At 52.1% G+C, this 18,675-nt stretch carries 17 protein-coding genes; 13 read left to right on the top strand and 4 right to left on the bottom strand.

All coding sequences use genetic code 11. The features are described from left to right. Positions 1 to 223: 223 nt before the first annotated feature. Together ABJG22_RS07705 and ABJG22_RS07710 are read left to right on the top strand one after the other, a co-directional pair. Positions 224 to 550 (top strand): DUF6481 family protein, encoded by a 327-nt coding sequence (locus tag ABJG22_RS07705; protein WP_348019660.1) that lies wholly within the window; start codon positions 224 to 226, stop codon positions 548 to 550. 230 nt (positions 551 to 780) lie between these two features. Then, positions 781 to 1,380: a LuxR C-terminal-related transcriptional regulator gene (locus tag ABJG22_RS07710; RefSeq protein ID WP_348020325.1), complete on the top strand. Its 600-nt coding sequence runs from the start codon at positions 781 to 783 to the stop codon at positions 1,378 to 1,380. A gap of 180 nt (positions 1,381 to 1,560) precedes the next feature. Here ABJG22_RS07710 and purN read toward each other — a convergent pair whose 3' ends face one another. Both purN and purM read right to left on the bottom strand, forming a co-directional pair. Beyond that, the gene (gene purN, locus ABJG22_RS07715; protein ID WP_348019661.1) at positions 1,561 to 2,526 is read right to left on the bottom strand and encodes a phosphoribosylglycinamide formyltransferase; all 966 of its coding nucleotides are present in this window, start codon (positions 2,524 to 2,526) and stop codon (positions 1,561 to 1,563) included. Then, positions 2,519 to 3,625, bottom strand: a complete 1,107-nt coding sequence (gene purM, locus ABJG22_RS07720) for a phosphoribosylformylglycinamidine cyclo-ligase (protein ID WP_348019662.1) — start codon at positions 3,623 to 3,625, stop codon at positions 2,519 to 2,521. Before purM ends, purN begins: the two co-directional genes overlap by 8 nt. 62 nt (positions 3,626 to 3,687) lie before the next feature. Between purM and ABJG22_RS07725 the strand changes: the two genes are divergently transcribed. From ABJG22_RS07725 to ABJG22_RS07740, 4 genes are read left to right on the top strand one after another with little or no spacing between them, the layout of a single operon-like run. Continuing rightward, entirely contained in the window at positions 3,688 to 4,992 is a 1,305-nt protein-coding gene (locus ABJG22_RS07725) for a heavy-metal-associated domain-containing protein (RefSeq protein ID WP_348019663.1), read from the top strand. A gap of 12 nt (positions 4,993 to 5,004) precedes the next feature. Then, positions 5,005 to 5,622 (top strand): chromosomal replication initiator DnaA, encoded by a 618-nt coding sequence (locus tag ABJG22_RS07730; protein ID WP_348019664.1) that lies wholly within the window; start codon positions 5,005 to 5,007, stop codon positions 5,620 to 5,622. A 42-nt stretch (positions 5,623 to 5,664) separates the two neighbouring features. Continuing rightward, positions 5,665 to 7,815: an RNA degradosome polyphosphate kinase gene (locus ABJG22_RS07735; protein WP_348020326.1), complete on the top strand. Its 2,151-nt coding sequence runs from the start codon at positions 5,665 to 5,667 to the stop codon at positions 7,813 to 7,815. 38 nt (positions 7,816 to 7,853) lie between these two features. Beyond that, positions 7,854 to 9,332: a Ppx/GppA family phosphatase gene (locus ABJG22_RS07740; protein WP_348019665.1), complete on the top strand. Its 1,479-nt coding sequence runs from the start codon at positions 7,854 to 7,856 to the stop codon at positions 9,330 to 9,332. A gap of 12 nt (positions 9,333 to 9,344) precedes the next feature. Here ABJG22_RS07740 and rnd read toward each other — a convergent pair whose 3' ends face one another. Then, positions 9,345 to 10,535, bottom strand: coding sequence for a ribonuclease D (gene rnd / locus ABJG22_RS07745; RefSeq protein WP_348019666.1), 1,191 nt, complete (start codon positions 10,533 to 10,535; stop codon positions 9,345 to 9,347). A 71-nt stretch (positions 10,536 to 10,606) separates the two neighbouring features. Here rnd and ABJG22_RS07750 point away from each other — a divergent pair, with 71 nt between their 5' ends. The 7 genes from ABJG22_RS07750 (at position 10,607) to ABJG22_RS07780 (ending at position 17,628) form a co-directional block, all read left to right on the top strand. Then, a complete protein-coding gene (locus ABJG22_RS07750; RefSeq protein WP_348019667.1) occupies positions 10,607 to 10,939 on the top strand; it encodes a hypothetical protein in 333 nt (110 codons plus the stop codon). Beyond that, positions 10,939 to 12,453: an FAD-binding protein gene (locus tag ABJG22_RS07755; RefSeq protein WP_348019668.1), complete on the top strand. Its 1,515-nt coding sequence runs from the start codon at positions 10,939 to 10,941 to the stop codon at positions 12,451 to 12,453. Before ABJG22_RS07750 ends, ABJG22_RS07755 begins: the two co-directional genes overlap by 1 nt. A 182-nt stretch (positions 12,454 to 12,635) precedes the next feature. Further along, positions 12,636 to 14,420: an aspartate--tRNA ligase gene (aspS, locus tag ABJG22_RS07760; RefSeq protein ID WP_348019669.1), complete on the top strand. Its 1,785-nt coding sequence runs from the start codon at positions 12,636 to 12,638 to the stop codon at positions 14,418 to 14,420. Between the two features lie 85 nt (positions 14,421 to 14,505). Beyond that, positions 14,506 to 15,360, top strand: a complete 855-nt coding sequence (locus tag ABJG22_RS07765; RefSeq protein ID WP_348019670.1) for an alpha/beta hydrolase — start codon at positions 14,506 to 14,508, stop codon at positions 15,358 to 15,360. Between the two features lie 54 nt (positions 15,361 to 15,414). After that, positions 15,415 to 16,356, top strand: coding sequence for a tetratricopeptide repeat protein (locus tag ABJG22_RS07770; protein ID WP_348019671.1), 942 nt, complete (start codon positions 15,415 to 15,417; stop codon positions 16,354 to 16,356). Between the two features lie 163 nt (positions 16,357 to 16,519). Further along, positions 16,520 to 17,305, top strand: coding sequence for a polyphosphate kinase (locus ABJG22_RS07775; RefSeq protein WP_348019672.1), 786 nt, complete (start codon positions 16,520 to 16,522; stop codon positions 17,303 to 17,305). A gap of 41 nt (positions 17,306 to 17,346) precedes the next feature. Next, positions 17,347 to 17,628, top strand: coding sequence for an antibiotic biosynthesis monooxygenase (locus ABJG22_RS07780; protein WP_348019673.1), 282 nt, complete (start codon positions 17,347 to 17,349; stop codon positions 17,626 to 17,628). Here the strand turns inward: ABJG22_RS07780 and ABJG22_RS07785 are convergent. Beyond that, entirely contained in the window at positions 17,625 to 18,602 is a 978-nt protein-coding gene (locus tag ABJG22_RS07785; RefSeq protein ID WP_348019674.1) for an MBL fold metallo-hydrolase, read from the bottom strand. The two genes, ABJG22_RS07780 and ABJG22_RS07785, sit on opposite strands and share 4 nt — an antisense overlap. Between the last annotated feature and the right edge of the window lie 73 nt (positions 18,603 to 18,675).

An 18,675-nucleotide genomic window follows, 5' to 3' on the forward strand; every position in this document is an offset into this window, starting at 1 on the left:
AAGATAGAAATGCAAGATGTTTCCAGATGGAGCGGGGGGCATTATTGGTCAAACCGTGATTTAGCCCTTTGACCATTGAGAATGCCGCAGCCACAACAGGTTGAAACTCCTTGGGGGGTGCTTAAACATTGCTCGACCGCACCAAAGACGGTAGGCATTGTTACACTTTCGTGAACTCTTCGATGTTTAAGGTCCATCGCTCAACAAGGGAATATCAAGTCAAATGCCGACATATTCACCACCAAGCTTTCAAGAACGCACACAGATGGCTGCTAAAGCCAAGCAGGCTGCACTTAAAAAACTGAAAGCAAAGGCTCCGTTGAGCCCAGAAGTGATAGCGGAGCGCAAGGCAGCCCAGCTCGCTCGCGAAGAAAAACAGGCTATTGCTCGCGAAAAAAAACGGGCGGCGTTCGAGCAAATGAAAGCGGAGCAGAAAGCAGCGAAAGAAAAAGCGACGGCAGCTGCCGCGCCTGAACTGACCGAAGCCGACAAGAAGGCCGCCCGGGACGCGCGCTACGCAGAACGGAAGAAACGGAAGAAGAAAAGGTAGCTATCTTACTTTTTTCGGGCAAATTCTGGCGCACGGCTAACGCGCCTTAACCTGTTTTTCGGCCCCGCGGAGCGTGGATGTCGGCTTTCCGCTCGAGAGCAGAAAACTATAATAGCCTGTTGTCGCTTCGTTCAACCGCTTGCCTTTCGCTGTATATGGAGTAGCTTAATGCTATGGAGCGCGAGCAAAATAGGAACGTGCAGGGCCAGTGTCCGGTCTCCAAATCCGATATGCCAAAGGCAGCGGTCATGGCGTTGATCGAAAATAGTCCAATTGCCTCGGTGGTTTGTAATCCTCGGCTGCCTGACAATCCGATTGTCGCTCTCAATGAAGCTTTTATAGAACTTACCGGTTATGATCGGGACTTCATTGTTGGCCGAAATTGTCGCTTTCTGTCAGGTGAGGCGACGGAACCGTGGCTGACGGAAGAAATCCGGCGCGGAGTGAGGCAGCGAACTTCCGTTCTGGTTGAGATATTAAATTATAAGAAGGATGGAACGGCTTTCCAGAACGCGGTGCTTGTGGCGCCTTTGTTCGATGAAGATGGCGAGCTCGAATATTTCCTAGGATCGCAGGTGGAAATTGATGCCGATGTGCCAAGCCTTGCCAAAGCCCGAAGAATGCGGGCGGTTGCCATAGTGAAGGATTTGTCTAAGCGGCAACGTGAAGTGCTGCAGTATATCGCCAAAGGCATGCTCAACAAGCAGATTGCCCATGAGTTGAATCTCAGCGAGCGGACTATAAAAATGCACCGTTCTATTTTGATGAAGCGGCTTAACGCCCCCAGTGCGGCGGATATCGTTCGCCTGGCAGTAGAGGCCGGAATGTAATCTACCAATTATATGGCCTAAGAGCCGTATCGATCTTACCTATGCCTATGTTTATCAATGATATTGTATCGCGGGTTGAAACTTCTTTTTCCAAATCTGGACCAGCAGATATCATTGGGGCAACATCTCAACCCTCTTCCTCGTTGTCGGGAGCACTTCAGCCCGTGGTGCGTCTTTTTCCTAAAATTGATCTGCAATGTCGATCATTTTTGTGAGTCGTTTTGGCGCGACTAGACGCCAGCTTTTGTAGAGCCAGTCAGCAATATGATCCCAGTCGGTGCGGCCGGTATTTAATCGAATGGCTATCCAACCCGACTTTCCGTAAAATTTAGGAGCGTAATATAGGTCGGGATCGGCATCGATCAGTGCGGCCTGTTCATCAAGTCCACTTGTTTTGACCAGCAAGCCGACGCTTGCTTCACCGTGCAGTTTTTGCGTAAAATAGGCAAAGTATTTCCCGGTTTTTTCACTGCCCACTCGCCATCCAGGGGAACCGAAGCTTTCCCGCTCATGGGTTTCGGTAAGCGCCAATGCACGTTCTCGGACCCGATTTAAAATCCAAGCGGGGTCAGCTTCTCGCGTCACATATTTGGCAAGTATTTTCGGATATAGCTGATGTTCTGCAATCAATATCCTGCTGGCCAAGCGTTCGGCGTCGTCATCCGGCAGGATTGCAACCTCGGTTTGACCGAGCACCGGTCCGTCATCCAGTTCCGTAGTAACCAAGTGTACGCTGCATCCAGCGACGGTGTCTCCAGCATCAATGGCGCGTTGGTAGGTGTCTAGGCCTCTATATTTAGGTAATAGGCTGGGGTGGATGTTGAGCATCCGATTGACCCATTTCTCTACAAATCCATCACTCAAAATCCGCATATAACCGGCGAGCACGACATATTCGGCCCCGGAGTGGACGATTGCATCATGCATGATTTTATCATGTTCTTCCCGCGACAGCCCCTGATGTGAATGGGCAAAGGTCGCAATGTCCTCCGCTTCCGCAAGCTTCAAGCCGGGAGCTTCGGCATTGTTGGAAGCCACAAGCACGATTTCATAGGGGCAGTCGGTTGATTTTGCAGCATAAACAAGTGCCGCCATATTGGATCCACGGCCGGAAACCAGTATCGCGATTTTGGCCTTTTCAGCCATTGTAGGTTGCGGTCCAATCGTCCGTCGCTGACCATGTGCCGCGTTTGCCCGATACGGAGCAGCCTTTCGTTCCTCCCTGAACATCACCGATATGATGGACGTTTTCACCAGCTGCTTCGAGATCTAAGGTAATTGCCTCTGCATCATCGGGGGACACAGCCAAGACCATTCCGATTCCGCAATTGAATGTTCGCGCCATTTCTTCTGGCTCGATATTGCCCTGGGCTTGTAGGAACGCCATGAGGCGGGGCTGATCCCAGCTCGTGGCATCGACATGGGCGTGTAGTCCTTCGGGCAATACGCGCGGGATATTCTCCAGCAATCCGCCACCGGTGATATGGGCAAGCGCCTTGACCCGGCCGGTTTGCATCAACGGCAGAAGCGGCTTTACGTAGATTTTTGTGGGAGCGATCAATGCTTCCACTAACAATATATCCGGGTTGAACAGGGCAGGGCGGTCCATTTTCCAGCCTTTATCGGCTGCCAAGCGCCGGACCAACGAGAATCCGTTAGAATGAACGCCGGAAGATTCGAGCCCGAGCAGGATATCGCCCGAATCGACACCCGCTCCGGTTACGACCTTATCGCGTTCCACAGCGCCTACGCAGAAGCCAGCTAGATCATAGTCTCCGTCGGCGTACATGCCTGGCATTTCTGCCGTTTCCCCACCGATCAACGCGCAGCCTGATATTTTGCAGCCTTCCGCGATGCCGGCCACAACACGCTCCGCAATACCATTTTCCAGTTTTCCGGTGGCAAAATAGTCGAGGAAGAACAAAGGTTCTGCACCTTGCACGATCAAGTCATTGACGCACATGGCGACAAGATCGATTCCGACCGTATCATGACGATCATAGTCAATCGCCAGTTTCAGCTTCGTTCCGACGCCATCGTTGGCCGCTACTAGAAGCGGGTCCTGATAGCCGGCAGCCTTCAGATCAAAAAACCCCCCGAAACCGCCTAGTTCCGCGTTGGCACCGGCACGCGCCGTGGCTTTTGCCAATGGCGCGATTGCCTTGATCAGGGCATTGCCCGCTTCGATGGAGACACCCGCTTTCGCATAGGTGTACGAATCCGGCTCATTTTGCTTTTCACTCATAGCATGAGCGATTAGACAACTACCGGCTGGATTTCCACGCCATAATCGTCAAAAGGGCGCAAATGAGTTTTTTGACTGACTTTAAGATCAAGGTTGCGGCCATTCTTGCCGCAGTGATCATGCTTGCGGGCACGGTCGTCTATGCCCAGTTGGAAGGCATAGAGCGCGGCGTTGCACCATTGGCCAGCACTGGTGATTTTGAAGTCACGGGCGTCGAAGTTGATGTGCGTGGCCGCAATGCCTTTGACGCGCGCAAAAAGGGCTGGGAAGAAGCGCAACGTAAGGCTTGGAAGATAATCTACCAGCGGACTCAAGGGGCGACGACGTCCGGACTATCCGACGATCGGCTCAATTCGATTGTTTCTGCCATTATCGTCGAGCAGGAACAAATCGGACCAAGACGCTATATTGCTACGCTGGGTGTGATGTTCGATCGGGCGAGAGCTGGCTCGATTCTTGGAGTCGGCGGCCGGCGTTTGCGCTCTCCACCGCTGCTCGTCCTGCCGATAATGTGGAGTGGAGGGGCTCCTCAAGTCTTCGAAAATCGTACTGAATGGCAAAAAGCGTGGGCGCGTTTCCAATCCGGTGATAGCGCGATTGATTATGTACGCCCCTATGGAACGGACAGCGAATCGTTGGTGTTAACTGCTGGGCAGGCCGATCGCCCGAGTCGGCGTTGGTGGCGGAATATTTTGGATCAATTTGGTGCGGCCGACGTCATCATTCCTATGGTTCGGCTGAACTATGACTATCCCGGTGGTCCGGTAGAAGCACATTTTACCGCGCGATATGGCCCAGATAACCGGTACATCGAGAGTTTTACGCTGAAAGTGGATCGTAGCGAAGATATACCTAAGATGCTGGATCAAGGTGTTGGACGGTTGGACAATATCTATTCCGCTGCTTTGTCTCGCGGGATATTGAAAACTGATAAATCGCTGATCAGAGACGATCCTTTTGATATCGATGATCTGAATCTCGACGGGTTCGAGTTTGATCAGGATGGAAATTTGGTTCCGGGCGGCGGCGATGAGGAATCTTCGGCAAGCGTCGTCGAGGATGATGAATCGCAAACCGACGATACAGCGCCGGCCGTTGCGTCAGTCCAAGCGCCGGTTGCAACGACCAGTGTTTCTTTGCAATTTGATACGCCAGATGTGGGCGCTGTCGGGCGGGCTGAAACCTTGGTGCGGGTGATTCCTGGTGTTACGTCTGCTTCGACATCCAGTCTTGCGCTTGGCGGTGTTTCTGTAATGAACGTTACCTATAGAGGTGATATCTCTGCCCTCGCACAAGCCCTTCGGGGACAAGGCTGGCAGGTTCAGCAAGGAGCGGGCGTCATACGTATCAGTCGTTCCGGACAGTAGTGAAGCGAGACCATGAGTCAGATAGCCCTACCTCTTGAGCAAAACCCAAAAGCGGATCATGGCCGATATCTGGTTACGGCTGCGAATGCCGAGGTGCATCAGCATTTGCAACATTGGGGTGATTGGTCCCACCATACAATGATCCTGACTGGGCCGGAAGCGTCCGGCAAAACCACTATGGCTGCTGCATTTGAAGCGGACAGCGGAGGGATGTGCATCGACGATGCGTCTCAATATGAAGATACGGAGATATTTCATCTTTGGAATCGCGCGAATGGTGAGAAACAGCCGCTGCTGCTTTTGTCTGCAAAGCCGGTATCTGAATGGGGCGTGGAACTTCCAGATTTGCAATCCCGTCTAGCTGCGTCCTTTCATCTAGAGATCGGAGCACCCGATCAGGCTATGATCGATGGGTTGTTTCAAAAATATTTTGCTATGCGCGGTCTGACGATATCGGCAGATGCGTTGGCCTATTTGGAAAAGCGCATGATACGATCATATTCCATGGTGCAGAAATTGGCGAAAAAGATGGATGCGCTTGCGATCGAAACGAAAAAGCCGATAAATTTGGCTATCGCAAAATCGGCACTCACATTTTTTGACGCTGATGGTGAAAAGGTGAAAGCATAGCCCATGGAAAATCCTGCTGTAGAGTTGCCGGATGCCGAGATGATGCTCGGGGATGATGGTGCTAGCGCGTTTTCGGAAGATGGCAGCAACCGCTATTTCAATCGGGAGATAAGTTGGCTGGGTTTTAACGAACGGGTTATTGAAGAGGCTGAAAATAACGCGCATCCTTTGCTTGAACGGCTGCGTTTCCTGTCGATTTCCGGTAGCAACTTAGATGAGTTTTTCATGGTTCGCTTTGCCGGACTGGTAGGGCAATATCGCCAGAAGATCGAAGAACGATCGGCGGATGGCTTGACTGCAACCCAGCAACTAGATGCGATATCGATCCGGGTAGAGGCTTTACTTGACCATCAACAGCGCGTTTGGTCTGCCCTATCCGACACCCTTTCGGATGAGGACATTTTTGTTTCGGCTGTGGACCAACTTTCCGATGATCTAAAGGCTTGGATTCGGCAGCATTTTCTGGATCAAATATTCCCGGTACTGACGCCTCAAGCGCTTGATCCCGCCCATCCATTTCCGTTCATTCGGAATAAGGGGTTGAGCCTAGTTTTCGATCTGGTTCGGGAATCGGATAATCAGGGCATTCGTGAATTGGTGATGATTCCTTCCGGTCTTCCGCGCTTCATTCGCTTGCCGGGTGAATCGGCAATCTATGTTTCCGTTGAGAATGTTATCCAGCAATTTTCTGATATTCTGTTCCCCGGCTATGCAGTCAGAAGTAGCGGCCTGTTCCGGATTATTCGTGACAGCGACATCGAGGTTGAGGAAGAAGCGGAAGATCTTGTCCGCTATTTCCGAAGCGCGATCAAGCGTCGTCGGCGTGGCGATGTGATTCGATTGGAAATGGGACCAAATCTGGCGGAACCAGTCGTTGCAATGCTGCGTGAGAATTTGCTGGATGATGGCGCGACTGAAAGCCGGATCAATGGACTGGTAGGCGTGGGCGATCTCGACATTCTGGTCAATGAAGACCGTCCTGATCTTAAATTCACGCCCTATAGTCCCCGTTTTCCTGAACGTATTCGTGACCATGGTGGCGATTGTTTCGCCGCCATCCGGGACAAGGACATATTGGTCCATCACCCGTATGAATCCTTTGAGGTGGTGATTGAATTTTTGAGGCAGGCGGCTGCCGATCCCGATGTCGTAGCGATTAAGCAAACGCTCTATCGCGCTGGCAAGCAATCTGCCGTTGTTCGAGCGTTGATTGATGCTGCTGAAGCCGGCAAGTCCGTGACTGCAATTGTCGAGCTTAAGGCTCGCTTTGATGAAGAGCAGAATCTGCTCTGGGCAAGTGCGCTGGAACGAGCTGGTGTGCAAGTTGTATACGGATTTATCGAGTGGAAAACCCACGCCAAAATATCGATGGTCGTCCGTAAAGAACAGGAAGGCTATCGCACCTATTGTCACTTCGGGACCGGCAACTACCATCCGATTACGGCAAAAATATACACGGATCTAAGTTTCTTCACTGCTGACCCCCGGGCCGCGCGCGATGCAGCTCAATTGTTCAATTATATCACGGGCTATGTCCAGCCCAAGAAACTCGAGCTCATATCCATGTCGCCGCGTCATTTGCGCGAGGATTTGATGGGGCTGATCGATCAGGAAATTGCGAATGTTCGTGCGGGTAAGCCGGGAATGGTCTGGGCAAAGATGAATTCACTGGTGGACCCTGCGCTGATTGAAAAATTATATCAGGCCAGCAATGCCGGTGTGGAAATTGATTTGGTGGTCCGAGGTATTTGTTGTTTGAGGCCAGATGTGCCGGGCATGTCGGATAATATCCGGGTGAAATCTGTGATAGGCCGCTTCCTAGAGCACAGTCGTATATGGGCCTTCGGCAATGGCGGCGAACTACCGAATGATAGCGCAAACCTCTATATTTCATCTGCGGACTGGATGCCGCGTAACCTTGATAGGCGAGTGGAATATATGATGCCTATCACTAACGAAACCGTCCATGACCAGATTTTGGATCAAGTCATGGTGGCCAATTTGATCGATGATGAACAGAGTTGGGAATTGAACGCGGATGGCAGCTACACTCGGGTTGAGGCTTCCAGCAAACCATTCAATTTGCACCGTTACTTCATGACTAATCCATCTCTTTCTGGACGTGGTAAAGCGCTTAAGAAAAGCCAAGCGGTTCCTCGGTTGAGCTTGCGCCGCCGTAAGAAAAAAGCGTGACCGACGTGCCGCCTCAACAAGATGCGTCAGGCGGGCCAATGCGCGCGAAGAAAAAGAAATCCAACCGACGCACGGCTATTGTCGATATTGGCTCGAATTCGATCCGGCTGGTTGTCTATCAGGGGCCGACAAGAGTTCCCTCTATTTTGTTCAATGAAAAGGTCATGGCAGGACTGGGAAAGGAATTGTCCAGCACCGGAGCTATTGGCAAGGATTCGATGGCACTCGCGGTGCGCGGGCTGAAGCGTTTTCATCGATTGTGCATGGAAATGGATGTCGACAGCATCAAGAGTTTTGCTACGGCAGCGGTGCGGGATGCGAGTAACGGTAAGGATTTGCTCAAGGCTGCGCGCGAAATCGGCTATGATGTAGCGGTTCTGCAGGGTGAGGAAGAAGCGGAACTGGCAGCTCTAGGTGTCATTTCAGGCATACCGGATGCGACAGGCATCGTTGGAGATCTCGGGGGCGGAAGTCTAGAACTGGCGCTGATAGACAAAGGCAAAGTGTTGGATTGTTTTTCTTTCCCGCTTGGTGTGCTGAGAGTTGCGGACCTGCGGGCGAAGGGCAAGGACAAGCTGAAGGCCCAAGTACGTAAGATGCTAAAAAAAACCGGCTGGGAAAAGCAGGCGCAGGGACTTCCTTTCTACCTAGTTGGCGGATCGTGGCGTTCTTTGGCGCGGCTTGATATGTTCGACAGTCATTATCCGCTGCCGGTCATCCATAATTATGAAATGGAAGCACGCCGCGCTCAGCGCCTTGTTAGCCAGCTCGCGCGATTGAATAAGGACAAGCTCAAAAACATTCCCGGGCTTTCGACATCCCGGATACCCACGTTGAATGATGCGGCTTGGATGCTATCCATGTTGGTGCGCTATTTGAACAGCAGCAAGATGGTGGTTTCCGCTTATGGTGTGCGGGAAGGTCTCTTGTTTAAAAGTCTGGGCAAGCAGGAGGCCGCGCGTGATCCGTTGTTGCTAGCGACGGAAGATGCTGGAACAGCACAAGCGCGCTTCCCTGCGAATAGTAAGTTGCTGGGAAAATGGATCGCGGATATCTTCTCTGATGATCCGTCTGATTGGCATCGCATTCGCCAGGCCGCTTGTAATTTGGGTGATGTTGCGTGGCGCGCAAACCCCAATTTCCGTGCAGAGCGAGGACTAGAGATCGGGTTGCACGGCAATTGGGTGGGTATCAGTGGTCCAGAACGGGAGATGCTGGGGCAAGCGCTGTTCACCAGTTTTGGCGGTGGCAATGATATTTTTCCTGGCGGGGGTAAGCTTGCCAACGCACACGCGACACAGCGCGCGATAAGTTGGGGACTTGCAATGCGTTTGGGGCAGCGGATTAGTGGTGGTACCCGCGATCCGTTGGAACAGACGAAAATCCGGAAAGTTGGGAAGAAACTGGAACTGACAATTTCGGGGGATTTGGTTCATCTTTATGGAGACGTCGTCGCCAAACGTCATGGCCATCTTGCCAATATAATGGGACTCGAACCATTGATGACAGGCGTTTAATCTGGATTTCGGCTATTCTGCCTCTTTGGCTTCGCCCTCTTGCCGATGGGTCATTTCCAGTTTCCCGTCCTTGACTGTAAAACTCATCCGGCCCTCGATCAAATCCAGCGCATCCCGGCCAAATTCTTCGTATCGCCAGCCCTCAAGGAGCGGGACGTTCTCCCGTTCTCCTGCGACAATGCGTTCCAAATCATCCGCCCGAGCAAGCAGACGGGAAGCGACGTTCATTTCCGCCGAGCGGATTTTGAGCAATAATTTGAGCAAATCCGTCACCAGAGCATTGGATTTGCCGTTTTTGGGGCGCCGGCCATTTCGTTGCGGTAGATCGTCATGCGAAAGCGGTTCCGCTTGTTCGATGACATCCATCAGACGTGCACCGATATCGTTGTTTTTCCAGCCGGCGGAAAGCCCACGAACCTGCCCTAGTTTTGACTGATCCTTGGGTGGGTGCGCAGCAATATCCGCCAGGGTTTCATCGCGCATGATCCGTCCGCGCGGCAAGTCTTTGGATTGGGCCTCTCTTTCCCGCCAGGCGGCGAGAGCTTTGAGCCTGCCGAGCATCTCTAAATTCCGTCCCTGCGATTTGACGCGCAACCAGGACTTTTCCGGATCGTTCACATAATTATCGGGGTCTGCGAGCTTTTCCATCTCAGCGTTGATCCACATACCGCGGCCGGTTTCGCGCAATTTTTCCAGCATCATCGGAAAAATCTCGGCGAGATGGGTGACATCGGCCACCGCATATTCCAACTGGCGAGCGTTGAGGGGGCGCCGCGACCAGTCTGTAAACCGGGCGCCTTTATCTAGAGTGACCCCAAGCCAGCTATCCACCAGATTGGCATAACCGATCTGTTCGCTCTGGCCGATCGCCATTGAAGCGATTTGGGTGTCAAAAATCGGGTGGGGGGTCTTGCCGGTCAGGTTGTGAATGATTTCGACATCTTGTCCGCCGGCATGAAAAATCTTGAGAACATCTTCATTGTCGACCAGCAGTTCAAGAAGAGGGCCAAGATCAACATCCTTGGCAAGCGGATCAATCGCAGCGGCTTCTTTGCCATCGGAAATCTGAATCAGACAGAGAATAGGCCAATAGGTATTCTCGCGCATAAACTCGGTATCAACCGTCACAAAATCGGCAGTTGCAAAGCGCTCGCATATATCGGCGATGTCTTGATTGTCGGTCAGCAAGTTATGGATGTGCATTTTTGTCCTATACAGCGGGCGGCTCATCCAGCAAACAATTCGTGGGCGCAGGATAAAATTGGGGGTAGATCATGACATATTGGTCACTGATTCTGATTGCGATACTGATCTTATTGGTACTTGGGCAGGCAATGGCGCTATGCGGTGATGCTTTTTTAGCGGTTGTCGATCCGCGACCCGTTGGCGGAAAGACTATCGAAATTACCATATTGGGTTGGGGTTTTGCTTCGCGGCAGGGCCGGTCCTCGCAAGTCGATGACTGTTCGCGACTGGGCATTAACGATATGCGGTTCTTTATGACCAAGAAGGCCATATTTGTCTGTTTGTTGACCTTCGGTTTCGTCCGAAAGGTGAGTATTGCTTATCGTTGCTATGCCGGTGATTCCGACGTGGGAGAGGCTTGATGGCGCGGGTGGTACATCTCGGTCATCAGGTCTGGACCAACTATCATGAAACAGCAGCCTGTAATCTTAAAGACCGGATTGAACTGTCGAACGGTGAGCGAATGAACGGGCGGGCGCATCTGAAAGATGTAGCGGAAACGGTTCTCGCATTGCTTAAGGAAGCCAAGCAATATCAAATCCCCGTGCGGCCGATTGGTGCAGGCTGGTCGCCGTCGCCGATTAACGTGGTGGAAGACGGTTGGTTAGTTGAAACGTTGCGACTCAACCGCACTTTCAAACTGTCGACCAAAGATTTGCATGAAGATTGCGAAGGTGCCGCAGAATCCTTCTTGCTGGTGCAAGCCGGCGCGACAGTTGATGAAGTCTACGAGAGCGCTGAGGAGATCGGCCGGTCCTTGCGGACCGGTGGCGCTAGTAATGGACAGAGCTTTGCCGGCGCTTGTGCGACGGGGACCCATGGTAGCGTTTGGCAAGAAGGCGGGATTCAGGATCATGTCCGGGCGGTGCAACTGGTGACGCCAGAACGTATATTGTGGATCGCGCCGAAGAAAGCGGTGTTGTCGGATGACTTTATCGCGCAGACCGGTTCAGAGATTATTCGCGATGACCGGATATTTGCCGCCGCGCAGTTGCATGTTGGCGCCATGGGTTTTGTTACCGCAATGCTGATCGAGACTGATCCGATCTATATGGTCCAGAATATTCAAAAGGCGACGAAGATCAGGCGGGAACATATCGATTGGTTATCTCGGGGGGAGTTTCGGAAGTTTTCGAACAAGTTTGGATTGAATGAAGATCCTTATTTTCAGCAGGTTATTTTAAATCCTTTTGATCCTTTCGAAAAAAATTGCCTTTTGCGTTTTCTGTATAAACGTGCCTATGACGCCAGCATCCCGGCACCACCCGCTGGTCAGATGGGGGCTGGCTATGACGCGCTGACGATGCTTGGAAAGCTGATGACAAACAGCGAATTTTTCAAGGGTGCCATCATGCAATTTGCCATGGAGCAAGGCTATCCCGACGATCGCGATGTTGATGATCCGCCAGCTATAGCGACATGGGGAAACACTACCGAGGAGCATGTGCCGATAGCCAGCCTGTTTAACGGTTCAGTGACATTGGACCGGAATAAGCTATCGGAAGCATTTGATCTAATTATCGATAGTTTTCGCAAAGGTGGCGGCGGGACTGTCGTAACGTTGCGGTTTGTCCGACAAGCGAAAGGGTTGTTGGCGCCCGCTCATTGGCCGGACAATGTTGTTATCGACTTTGATGGACCCGATGTCGACTCCAGCCACGCGGGCTATAAGAAGGTTGTAGAAGCGTTGGATGACGCCGGGATAGAATTTACCCGCCATTGGGGCAAGACCAACAATCTCGACGAACGGCGTGTGAAGCGGGACTATGAGCAAAATTTTGCGGACTGGAAGTGGGCGCAAGCGCAAGTGATGCCGGACGCGGCTGATCGGCGCGTTTTTGCCAATGACGAATTGGTCAAGCTAGGCCTTATCTAGACGTTGTGCCATACCATTGATCTCGGGTTTCAAGAGGTTTGGATGTGGAGGCTCTGCAGTAGCCGATAAAGTGCGTATGTTGGCTCGTTTTGACAATCTCAAGCCTTGACAAATGGCGCGTAGACCTGTGTTACGCCTGCAATCTTGCCATATAGGCAAATACCCAATTCCAAAGGTTCATCATGCACGCATATCGTACCCATAATTGCTCCGCGCTTCGTTCTTCGCATGTTGGCGAAGAAGTCCGCCTATCCGGCTGGATTCACCGCAAGCGGGATCATGGTAATTTGCTCTTTGTCGATCTGCGTGATCATTTCGGTTTGACCCAGATTGTCAGTGAGACCGGCAGTGATGCGTTTAAACTGCTCGACGGTGCGCGGGTTGAGTCGGTTGTCACGGTCACCGGAAAAGTTGTTGCTCGCGATGATGAGACGGTGAACAAAAGCCTGCCAACTGGTGATGTAGAACTGGTGGCCGATACCGTCAGCATGCAGGGCCCAGCCGATGAATTGCCGATGCCGGTCTTTGGAGAACAGGAATATCCTGAGGATATCCGCCTACGTTATCGTTTCCTCGATCTGCGGCGCGAGGCGGTTCATGCTAATATGATGCTTCGTTCGAAGGTAATCGCAAGCCTGCGTAACCGGATGAACGACCAAGGCTTTACCGAGTTTCAAACTCCGATCCTCACAGCGTCTTCGCCCGAAGGCGCGCGCGACTATCTGGTGCCCAGCCGTGTCCATCCTGGCAAATTCTACGCGCTGCCGCAGGCGCCGCAGATGTTCAAGCAGATGCTGATGGTTGCCGGTTTCGACCGCTATTTCCAGATCGCGCCTTGTTTCCGCGATGAAGACGCCCGCGCCGACCGTTCGCCGGGCGAATTTTACCAGCTTGATTTCGAGATGAGCTTTGTCACCCAGGAAGATGTGTTCCAGACGCTGGAACCGGTTCTGGCTGGCGTGTTCGAGGAATTTGCAAATGGCCGATCGGTCACACCCGCCGGCGAATTTCCGCGGATTCCTTATAAGGAATCAATGCTGAAATATGGCAATGACAAACCGGATTTACGCAACCCAATCATTATCCAGGACGTTAGCGATCATTTCAAGGGTTCGGGCTTTGGTCTGTTCGATAAAATCACGTCAACCGGCGGCACCGTGCGCGCTTTTGTCGCCCCGGAAGCCGGCAAAAACAGCCGTAAGTTCTTCGATAGTATGAATGACTGGGCCCGCAGCGAAGGTTTTGCAGGGCTTGGCTATATCAATATGAAAGAAGGCGCTGCCGGTGGACCGATTGCCAAAAACCATGGCGAAGAAGGCACGGCGAAGCTGCTAGCCGATCTTGGCTGTGGCCCTGATGATGGTGTGTTCTTTGCTGCCGGCAAGGAAGCCGATGCAGCGAGACTGGCTGGCGTTGCCCGGACAAGGGCTGCGGAACAATTGGACTTGATCGACAAGAATGCGTTTAAATTCTGCTGGATCGTCGACTATCCGATGTTCGAATATGATGACGAGCTGAAGAAAATGGATTTCTCGCACAACCCATTCTCCATGCCGCAGGGCGAGATGGAAGCGCTGGAAAACCAGGACCCACTCGATATTCTTGCTTGGCAATATGACATTGTCTGCAATGGTATCGAACTGTCCTCCGGTGCGATCCGAAACCATCGGCCTGACATCATGTACAAGGCGTTCGAGATTGCTGGATATACCAAGGAACAGGTCGACACTGAGTTTTCCGGCATGATCAACGCGCTGAAATATGGCGCACCGCCTCATGGTGGCTCCGCTCCGGGCGTTGACCGGATTGTGATGATGTTGGCGAATGAGCCCAATATCCGCGAAGTGGTGTTGTTCCCGATGAACCAGAAGGCCGAAGATCTCATGATGAGCGCGCCGAGCGGTGTCTCTCAGAAGCAGTTGCGGGAATTACATATTCGGGTGGTCGAGCCACCGAAGGAAGCCTAACATCAAATCCGTTAGTGGTGAGCCTGTCGAACCACGCTTATCGATACATGTTCTTAGACAGGGTCAGAACTAACGGAAATCGTGTATGAATCCTCTCAAGCAGCATATCTTCCAGTCCTCTCACGGCGACATTTGTTATTTCGAATGGGGCAGTGTCGGCGAAGGTCCGTCGATTTTGTTGCTCCACGCGACTGGCTTCCATGCGCGGTGCTGGGACAAGGTAGTCAAGGCTTTCCCGAAAGGCACACATGTTATCGCCGTTGACCAACTGGGTCATGGGCGCAGTGCAAAGCCTGTCATCGCCGACTGGACCATGGTTTCAGGTGCCACTGCGGAACTGCTGGAAACACTTGGAGTAAAATTTGCGGCAGGCGCGGGACACAGTATGGGTGGCCATTGTCTAGTGCAGGTCGTTGACCGACTGCCTGACCTATTCGAGAGGTTGGTGCTGGTCGATCCGGTGATCATGGAACGCGGAATCTATCAAAACCCGCCTGACTATAGCGCGACCAACGAGATGGTAGCTAAGCGCCGGAATAGTTGGACGGGGCCTGATGCTATGTTTGATCGTTTTCAAGACCGTCATCCCTACAAACTATGGGATCCCGACGTGTTGCGGGATTATTGTGAATATGGACTACTGCCTGATGGCGAGGGCAGCTATGTGCTGGCTTGCCCTCCGCAAACCGAAGCTTCGGTTTATGCGACGAGCGCATCGGTTGATCCATGGCCGATGATTGATCGGATCAAACAATCGGTCACTGTTTTGCGGGCGCCGCAGATAGAACGAAATGGTGCTTTCGATTTTGCCGGCTCACCGACACCATCGGGACTAGCGGACAGTTTTGCGAATGGTACCGATATCTATTTGCCTGACCTTACCCATTTTATGGCGATGCAGGACCCGAAACGGATTGCAGGATTTATCATCACTGACTAATATTGCGTTCATATTGTGGTCGATATTTGTGAACAGACGGGTTTGGAGATAGACATGAACAGATTATTGAACGCAGCGGTCACGGCCTCATTGGCCTTCACTTGCCTTTCTAACGCGGCACAGGCTGAAGTGCTGGTCATCGACGGGATGACGCCGGCAGATTCCTCCGCCTTTGCCCAAATTCAATCAATCGCTTTGGAAGATTTTGGTGGCCGAGATGGCCGCGCGCTTGCGTTCGAATTGGAAGATGCTCTTGCTGCCATTCGGATTTATGGGGAACCGTATTTTGATGTCATTGGCGGGCGATCTGCGGTGGAGTCTGACGCGATATTGTCCGGAAATGTTACTACGGACGTCGAACAGGATGAGACGGTTGCGAAACGCCGGCGCTGCGTAGAGCGCGACGACAAGGATAAATGTATCACCCATAAGAATATTAGAGTCGATTGCCTGACCCGGACCGTCAATTTTAGAGCAGAGTTGCGGGCGACGCGGTATAGTGATGGGCGCCGTATCTATTCAGAGAGCTTTCCCAACCAAAATGAACAGACAATCTGTTTCGGCGATGATGAGGAATTTACGAGCCGGCGTTCGATAATTCGGAACATGGTGTCTGAGACAGTTGGAACTATCCGTCGCGACCTGGCGCCAAGACAATATCGCCGCGAGGTAAGGGTCTTGGAAAGTCGAAAGGGCATGGCGAAAGCCGACGGAAAGTTCTTCAAAGCGGCGGTGAAGATGACCAAGAGCAATCCAACAGAAGCCTGCCGGATGTGGGATGAGGCTGCGGACAACGGGCTGGTGCATATTTCACTGACATTCAATCGCGGTCTTTGTGCAGAACAGCGCGGTGACTTCGAATCCGCTATCGCTCTATACCAAGAGGCGCAGCGGATCTCGCCTGGAAAGCTTGAAGTGAATCAATCCATACAGCGGATCAGTGATCATCGCCGTGCATTGGATGAATGGGAGTTGCGTCAGTCCGGAACGCCGTAAGGCTGAAGCTGACAATCATTGTGAACCGATAGATTATCCAAACGGTTCAATTATTATATTGACCGTTTCGGGCTGAACTTGCCAAGGTCTGCTGATAGGCGATAGATGCTGTTGAGCGTCACTCGTCTTTTGGGGCGGCGGATTTGGGACGAACGGAGATAGAATGACCATAGACCTATCTGATTATGAATCCGGTGACAAATTTGACGGCGACTATGATGAGGCGCTGAGGGTGTTGCAGGACCGGTTGGCGCAGGTCCATTTCAAACATATCATTCACGGTAGTCGATCGATCTTGGTCTTCGAAGGCTGGGATGCGGCGGGCAAGGGCGGAGCGATCCGTCGGATGACCGGCGGCTGGGATCCGCGCTACTATGACGTCTGGTCAATCGGTGCGCCGACCAAGCAAGAGAAAGACCGTCATTTCCTTTGGCGTTTTTGGCAGAAATTGCCTGGTAGTCGGGAAATTGGTGTGTTCGACCGTAGTTGGTATGGCCGCGTTCTAGTCGAACGGGTCGAAGAATTTTGTACCAAAGCCGAATGGAAACGCGGCTATGACGAGATTAATGAATTTGAAGCCCAGCAGATTGATGGCGGCACGAATTTGATAAAATTATTCTTCCACACGACGCAGGAAGAGCAGGATGAACGTTTCGCCAAACGGCTCGACACACCGCACAAGCGCTGGAAGATCACCGGCGAGGATTTTCGGAACCGTGAAAAACGCGGTGACTATCTCGATGCGATGCAGGATATGTTCAAATATACTGACACCCGATGGGCGCCGTGGAAAGTCATTGCCGGCAACGACAAGAAATCTGCGCGCATTGCTGCCATGACCCATGTCGCAGAAATGTTGGAAGCTGCATTACCCGCTGACTTCCCGGATGCTGATCCGGAATTGGTGAAATTGGCGCAAGACGCTTTTGGCTATGAGTTCAAGGACTAACCGACGATAATATTGATGATTTTTTGCGGACTCTATATTTGGTGAACTATGTTTTGATCATTCACGAGGTGGAGGATTATGCCGTTTGGAAAAAGGGGTTTGACCAAGCTCGCGATCTACGCAAGTCCGCTGGCGAAATTGAATATCAGATCCTCAGATATGAAGATGATCCGAACAGAATCGTCCATTTTTCAAAATGGCACTCCTTGGATCAGGCAAAGGGCTTCTTTGAATCTGACAAGGTGAACGCAATCAGAAATGAACTGGGCGTAAAGGCGCCAGACTTTATCTATTTGGATGCGCTTGAGAGCGGAATTCTCTAATCCTCATCATCGGGATAAGTTGGTGACCAGTCCTGCAACCAGCGCGGTTCTGCCTGCATTACGACATCTTCCTTGATCGCATAGATCCGCGGATAAGAGCCTGTGCTTTTCAGTTCTCCATCTTTGATCCTGATCAGTTGGTCGCGGAGAACTGCAAAGTCCTCTCTTGATTTGATAGGCAGTTGCCCATCCTCTCCTGCGTGAGCTCCGCGGAACTCAATATCAGGATTACCGGCCGACGCTCTCAGGATTTTGCGTGCGGATTGTAGATAATCTCCCATGCTGGCCCCTGGATAATAGGCCGAGATGCTGCCGGCGGACATATAATCGCCGGTAAACATGATATTATTGGCATTGTCCAAGAGTGAAATCGAATTGTCCGTGTGGCCGGGCGTAAACAGAAGAGTTAGCCTCCGTTCGCCTAACTCAATTTCTGATCCTGGCTTGATCCATTCATCGATGTTCCAGGTCGCTGGCTCCAGCCCTTCGGCTACCCCCAGATGTTCGCCCCAATTCGGCGTGAAGGCATCACCGGTTGCGCGTTCTCTCAGATGTGGCAAGTCGACAAGAGCGATCCGTTCATAATCGCCTTGCCCGGTGTGATCATAGTGCAAATGCGAGGGAATGAAGGTCACTGGCAGGTCGGTGAGTTGCTTGACGACCGGACGGATATCATAAAAGCCAACGCCTGCATCCAGCAACAGAGCGCGGTCCGTTCCGGCAATGAGATAGTTGACGTTCCTTGGCCAAGCATAGGGCTCGGCAATGGCAAAAGTGCGCTCATCAAGTTGGACTATGTAGAAATAAGAGTCCTCGCCAAACGGCTTGCCATCGGCCGGTAGATTGGCTTGTTCCGACCGCATTATCTGTTCTCCCGTCGTCGCGAGCGGGATTAGAATGCGATGGCGCTGCCAGACACCGATTGCGAGCAGCAGCACAATGATGACCAGTGCGATTCCGAATTTCTTTGTCATATCTATCCCTCTTGAACCGACAACAGTTGCGACCGCTGTGTCGACCATTCTGGCAGGCAATGGAGCTATTTGG

Source organism: Parasphingorhabdus sp. (genome assembly GCF_039939955.1).
Taxonomy (GTDB): Bacteria; Pseudomonadota; Alphaproteobacteria; order Sphingomonadales; family Sphingomonadaceae; genus Parasphingorhabdus.